Raw genomic sequence first — 6,479 nt, forward strand, 5'->3', positions numbered from 1 at the left:
CATCGGTGTGGGTTTGGATCGGACCGTGTCCTGCCCTGCGTACGGTGGTAGGCCGCTTCGGCCAGATCCTTCTATGGAAAGGAGAAGCTTCATGAAGCGATGGATCGGCTTCCTGGCTCTCGCGTTCATGCTTGCCGCTTCCGTGGCGGCCGCTCAGCCCACCCACCCGAACATCGGGCTCGGATTCCACAGGGTGGCGGCGCCCATCGGGGTGCGGTGGTGGTTGTCCGGTCAGAAGATCGCCATCGACTTTGGTATCGGCTTCGGCTCCGAGGAGGATGTGGTCAGTGACGAAGACCTCTCCTTCTCGGCATTCGACATCGGGCTCCCGATCATGCTGAAGAGCTGGGATCGCGTGCATTTCATGGTCCGGCCCGGAATCCTCTACGAGAGCCAGGAAGTCGTCACCGACGGGCCACCTCCGCCGATCGATACCGACAACGTCACCACGCTCTCGATCCTGGGTGAGCTGGAGGTCGAGGTCTTCCTCGCCGACAACGTCAGCTTCTCGGCGGCCCATGGTCTCGGGATCATCAACACCGACTTCCCCGGAGGAGGAAGCGAGACCAGCTTCGGCACCATCGGGTCGAACTTCACCAACATCGGCTTCCACGTCTACCTGTTCGGAGGCCAGTAGATCCGCACCGGGCGGTCGCGAAGCATGCATTCGCGGCCGCCTCTCTGCGCACGTCAGCGCCCGCCCAGGCCTGCCGGCCGGGCGGGCGTTGACGGTTTCTACATCCCGGTGAGCGCGTCGAGATCCTCGCGCGGGACGGGGAGGCCGGTTCTCGGAGATGCCACCAGGCTGATGAGTCGCTCGTAGCTCTGGTCGTCAGGCTCGAGAATCCTCGCGCGCTGAAAGGCTTCCAGCGCGGCGGGTCCGCGGCCGAGCTCGAGCAGGATGGCGCCGAGCAGCGCCCATCGACGGGGATGGGATGGACCGGTCTTGACCAGGTAGCTCGCTTCCTGGAGCGCCGCATCGAGCAGCCCGAGCCGCACCAGGCTGTTGATCCATGCCAGACGAAACGAGACCACGTCCGGACGGATCTCTCTCGCGCGCTCGAACGCCGCGGCGGCGGCATCGATCCGTCCCGTGGCCGCATAGACGCGGCCTGCCCAGTAGTGGGCGCGAGGGTTGCCGGGATTGGCGGCGATCGAGCGATCGAGCCAGCGCTCCGCCTCCGGGTAGTTCGCCTGGCGAAAGTGCCAGCAACCCAGCGTCGATTCCGTTCGCCCTCCCCCGAGAGGCAGGCTGGCGAACCGGGCCAGCCCCCGCTCGACCGACGCATTCAGCACGATCCAAGGCGTGCTGTGGAAGAAGGAGACGGCGAGGGCGAGTGCCAAGGCCGCGTGACGGTAGCGCGGTGTGCGCACTTGCTCGAGCAAGAGGAACAGCCCGGCGACGATGAAGACGAACCCCGTGGGCGCCAAGAGATCCCAGTTCCTCGCATAGCCGAGATTCGAGTCCCCCGCGACCAGGCTGACCAGCACATAGGATCCGGCCAGCGTCGTCAGGAAGATCCGAACCGCCGGCTGTCCTCGCGACCAGCGCAATCTGGTCAGGCCGGCAAGGATCAGCACCAGTCCCAGAGGCCCGACGAGCAGCTGCTCGTTGAGCACGTCGAGCGCGTGCTTGGCGCTGGCGATGTACCCTGGCGCGTCGCTCTCCGGCGTCGCGATCCGGCCCACGGTCGCGAGCAGCGTCTTCGGCAGGTCGTACCCGGTCCCGAGCTGCGACAGCAGGATGACCACCATGCCGACCAACAGCCCGCCCGCCAGCAGATCGGCCCAGAAGCTTCGTTCGTGGCGGCGCCGGAACGCGATCGCGATCACGAAAGCCAGGGAAGGGAGCAGCGCCGCCGCCGACAGGTGGACGCACATCGCGATCAGGCAGGAGAGGATCACCGACAGCAGAGGCCCTCGTCCGTTGAGATAGGACAAGGCGCACCACACGTAGTAGGCCATGGCCAGCACCAGCAAGGCGTAGTTCTCGACATAGCCGAAGAACAGCTGCGCGTAGCCCTGGCCGACCAGCACCAGCAACGGCAGATTGGTCGCGGGGATTTCCGCCTCGGACGTTCGAGCCGCTTGGTGGAGCTGACGGGCGATCGCATCGGCGATCACCACGAAGAATGCTCCCGCGACCGCGCTGCCGAGCGCGATGGCTTGCCAGGCGACGTCGCGCTCCAGCAGTCCACCGCCGCGGAACCACGGCGCGGCCCAGGAGGTCCAGATCTGCTGGATGAACATCGCGAGCGGCTCGAGCGGATGCAGCGCCTGAGGCTCGACGATGTTGGTGGAGAGAACCAGGCCGTCCCCGAGCAGCAGATGCCGCGCGCGGAAGTGCCAGAAGACGAGCAAAGCGGAGGCGAAGAGAATGGGAGGACGGAGGACCGTCGAGCGCGGAGCGCGTGTCAGCCGCTCCAACGCCGCGGCGAATCTCCAGCTGCCTGCCGCGACCGCCCTCCGGATCGAGATCCAGGCGAGCACCAGCAACCCGAGTGCAACGAACCCGATCCACGGCGGGAAGAATGCGTAGGCATGAGCCCCCCACAGGCTCGAGACCAGCCAGCGCGAGCCTGCAGCCTCGATCGCCACGAGGCCGATCGTGGCCGCGGCGAGAAGGCGGAGGTGGTGCTCGTCCGCACCGGCGCGCCGGCCCCCTCGCACGACCTGGGGCTGGACGGGCGGGGACGACTCCGCGGGAACGACCCGGAGCCGGCGCTCAGCCAAAGGACCGGGCGGCGCCAACCCTTCGTCGCATGCGCCTCATCCCGGTCGGAGAAACGCGAACGGCCATCGATGGACTTCTCTGGAGCTGCGGCCGCAATGAGGCCGCTCGAGCCCGGCGCTCGAGCTTCTCAGGCGCGAGTCTTCCTGCTGCCCAGGCAGCGGCGGCCAGCAGCATCGCGGCTGCCGCCGGGATGTTCCAGGCAGACCGCTCCGCGCCAGCCGCCGGCGCGCGGGCAGCGAGGTGGAATCGCGAAAGGGGGACCCAACGTTTCCTCGATCCCGCCTGGCCTGATGAAGCGAGACGCATCAAGAGCCTCCGGTACAGCGGCAGCGGAGTTCCTTCGTCGAGCCATTTACGCAGAGTCACGCGCGAGCGTGACGAGTGACTCGACGAGCGAGGTCGAACGCCCCACGAATGCCGAGCGCGTGCCGGGGAGCGGCGACAAGCGTCGTCAAAAGAGCAACGAGCGCCCGATGTTGGAATCGGACAAGAACGCTCGCCCTGGGTTCCATGCTCACAGCCCGAGGTAGTAGCTGAGCTTCACCATGAACACGTTGTCGGCTTCCGCCTCCATCAAGGCGTGCGCCTGCCGGCCGAAATCGAATTCGCCCAGCTCGTCGTTGTCGTCACGCGTCTGCGTCCAGACCAGGAAGAGCGCGGAGCCGGGGCGATACTCCCACCGCAGGACCGCATTCCCTCGCAGTGAGGCGAAGTCGAAGCTCGGGTCGCGGGAGTAGGCGTAGGGGTCGAACGAATACGTTCCGGGCTCGGCCAGAGACTTGAACCGGGTGAACCGGGCGCTCGAGAAGAAAGGCTGGACGTAGGTCTGGAGGCTGAGGTCGGGGGTGAAGGTCCAGTTGAGCCGGACATCGAGCCCGAGCGTCGTCTGGTCCAGCTCGGAGAACACGTAGCGCCGTCCGTAGGTGGAGGTCGCGCCCGGGTCCACGACGGTGTCGACGTACTGTGCGTCCTGATGGTTCATCTCCACCCAGGGGCCGGTGGACAGGAACAGGTTCGACTTCGGCTTCCACTCGATGTAGAAGCCCCCAGACTTCACGGAGCTGCCGGCCTCGTTCCAGTCGAGATTCACCCACGGCGACAGGAACAGCTTCTTGTAGCTGTCCGAGTTGAACCCGGCATTCACGTAGATGCTGCGCGGCGATTCCATCGTCGGGCCGCCGCGCGTGGCGCGCGGATCGGTGGCGCTCGGAGAGAATCCGGCGTTCCACCAGTTGTTCCAGTTGTTGTTGTAGGTGACGTTGCCTCCGATCGTGGCGCCGGCGCTGGTCATGTCGCCGTCGACGTTGAAGCTGCTGCTGACGGCGCTCCAGACGTTGGCGGAGCGCTTGATGCGTCCTTCCTGGGTCCACTGGTAACCGAGCATCTGATGGCCGTTGAGGACGTCGGAGCGCGACTGGATGCCGAGGTCGTTGACCTCGAAGCCGGGCGAGATGAATCCCACCCCGGTGTTGGACATCACGGCGCCGCTCTGCTTGTTGAGCCAGAGGCGGCCTCCCCAGCCCGACAGATCGGTGGCATCGGGATCGACCGAGACGTTCTCCGCATCGGGGCGCTGGAAGTAGTGCCGCGAGCTCTGCTGGACCGCCCGCATCCGCAACGGAGTGCCTCGAACGTTGGATCCGGCGCCCCATCCGCTCAGCGCCCAGGTTTGTTTCTTGTCGAGGAAGTACCAGCCGTCCAACCCTCCGAACAGCGAGGTCTGATTGAGCTGGTTCTCGAGCAGGGGGTCCTCGAACTTCCGGGCCACGGTGGTGGCGATGAGGCCAAGGCCGGCTCGCCGGTCCGAGAACTCCTTCAGCCCGCGAGTCACCTGGTAGTAGGTGAGGGGCTCGACCTGGCTCTGCCACAGGTTTCCGTTGGTCGACAGATCCGCCATCGCCCGACCGGTGATCGACTGCAGGGTTCCAAAGTTGGTGGTCGGCGTGATCTTTCCGGTGAGCTTGGCCGCGCCGAGAATGGTGGTGGCGATCGGCACGTCGGCAAAGTCGACGTTGGGAGGGAGGGCTCCCTGCGGCGTGCGGCCGATGCGGCGGGAGTAGAAGAAGCGCGGCTCGGGCCAGTTGAAATCCCAGTAGCTGTTGGATCCCTCACGGCCGAACCGGAAGATGTTGGCGCCTTCCACGAAGTAAGGGCGCTTCTCTTCGAAGGTGGCCTCGACGTCCGATAGATTGACGATCGCGGGGTCCACCTCGACCTGTCCGAAGTCGGGGTTCACGGTGGCGTTGAGCGTCAGTCGCGGACCGACGGCCGAGCGCAGGTCCAGTCCGTAGCGCGCCGTGGTCCGTGAGCCGTCGTTGAACGGATCGCCCGGGTCGTGGCGCAGGTGTTCGGACTTCGCCGTGGTGTAAGGCGAGAGCTCCACCGACCAGGACGAGCGGATGTCCTTGAGGCCCACGAGGTCGGGGAACCGCGACACGAAGCCGGACTCGCCACGCGGCGTGTAGGCCACCAGCGATTCCTCACCGTAACGCAGGATCACGCGCTTGAAGTTGATTCCCCACACCGGCTCGTCGTCCGACTGGAAACGGAGCTGCGAGAGCGGAATCCGCAGCTCACATGACCAGCCCAGGGAGTCGCGATGCGCGCGCCCTTCCCACACCGCGTCCCAGGTCAGGTCCTGGGCGCCGTCGTTGTACATCAGGCCGTCGAGGCGCAGACCCGCGGCGTTCACCACGAACAGGTAGCCGCTCCGCTTGTCGTGATAGGGATCGATGTACACGGTGATGCGGTCGGCGGGGAGGGAGCTGTCGCGCCGGCCGAGATTGGCCTGGATCGACTCCGGGTGGGCGTCGTAGAGCCGGGCGCCGATGTAGATCGCCGAGGCGTCGTACAGGACGCGGAAGTCCGATTTCATGGTCGCGGCCTCGCCCTGCTTGGGAGTCTGCTGATAGAACTCGGTCACCGGAGAGGCCGCGGCCCAGGCGGGCTCGTCCAGAATGCCGTCGCAGCGCATGTCGCGCGCGGGCGCGGCGCTGATCGGCGGATGAGGTGGAGCGGCCGGCGATGCGGCTCGCGCCGCGGGGGGAAAGGCGAGCAGTGCAAACAGGCACATGAATCGGGCAGTCATGGAGGCCTCCGTCCATCATCCGAGCGACGTGAACTTGGACGGAGGGTTGAGCGCGGAGGTTGGGATCGCGCCGGCGTTCTGGGCGGCTGGAACTCACGAGAGAGACGAACGCCGGTTTTCGAGGGACGGAACGCGGGGAATGGAACGAGGCCCGAGCGATGGCTCGGGCCTCGTGATCGGCCGTGGCGGCTAGGACCAGCGCTCGTCGGCGGTGGGACCGTAGATGCTCGGCAGCTTTCCACCGGCCAGACGCAGGTACACGCTGAGCTGGCCGCGGTGGTGAATCGTATCGTTGAGGAAGAACCACAGGGCTTCCCCCTTCCGCATCTCGCCCATCTTCCCCGGGCCCGTCGGCATCGGGAGCGTCCTCTGCAGCTCCTGGTCGTCCAGATCCTGGAGCTTCGACATCGTGGCCTGGTGCTCGCGCTCGAAGGCCGCGAGCATTTCGTTCCAGGTCGCGGGCGGTCCGGGGAACGCTCCTGGCCGAAGGTCGCCGGCCAGGACGGCCACGACCACCATCTGGTTCAGCACCAGCATCCACGCCAGCTCACGGGCGTTCTTCATCTTCTCCGACGGCTTGAGCTCGGCCTTGTCCGCGGGATACGCGCGCAGCACCTTGAGCGTCGTCTGATACTCACGATCGAAGGCCGCGACGAA

4 protein-coding genes are annotated in these 6,479 nt (G+C 66.4%); 1 reads left to right on the forward strand and 3 read right to left on the reverse strand.

Annotated features, from left to right (window positions below; all coding sequences use genetic code 11):
* The first annotated feature begins 91 nt into the window (after window positions 1-91).
* On the forward strand, window positions 92-637 hold the full coding sequence (locus VFQ05_19090; protein ID HET9328877.1) for a hypothetical protein: 546 nt from the start codon (window positions 92-94) through the stop codon (window positions 635-637).
* Window positions 638-735: 98 nt separating this feature from the next.
* Here VFQ05_19090 and VFQ05_19095 read toward each other — a convergent pair whose 3' ends face one another.
* From VFQ05_19095 to VFQ05_19105, 3 genes are all read right to left on the reverse strand, one after another.
* Window positions 736-2,733: a tetratricopeptide repeat protein gene (locus tag VFQ05_19095; GenBank protein ID HET9328878.1), complete on the reverse strand. Its 1,998-nt coding sequence runs from the start codon at window positions 2,731-2,733 to the stop codon at window positions 736-738.
* Between the two features lie 515 nt (window positions 2,734-3,248).
* Window positions 3,249-5,822: a DUF5916 domain-containing protein gene (locus VFQ05_19100; protein ID HET9328879.1), complete on the reverse strand. Its 2,574-nt coding sequence runs from the start codon at window positions 5,820-5,822 to the stop codon at window positions 3,249-3,251.
* Between the two features lie 189 nt (window positions 5,823-6,011).
* On the reverse strand, window positions 6,012-6,479 hold a 468-nt coding region (locus tag VFQ05_19105; protein HET9328880.1), incomplete at its 5' end, for a DinB family protein.

The sequence above is a fragment of the Candidatus Eisenbacteria bacterium genome (assembly GCA_035712145.1).
Classification (GTDB): Bacteria; Eisenbacteria; RBG-16-71-46; order RBG-16-71-46; family RBG-16-71-46; genus DASTBI01.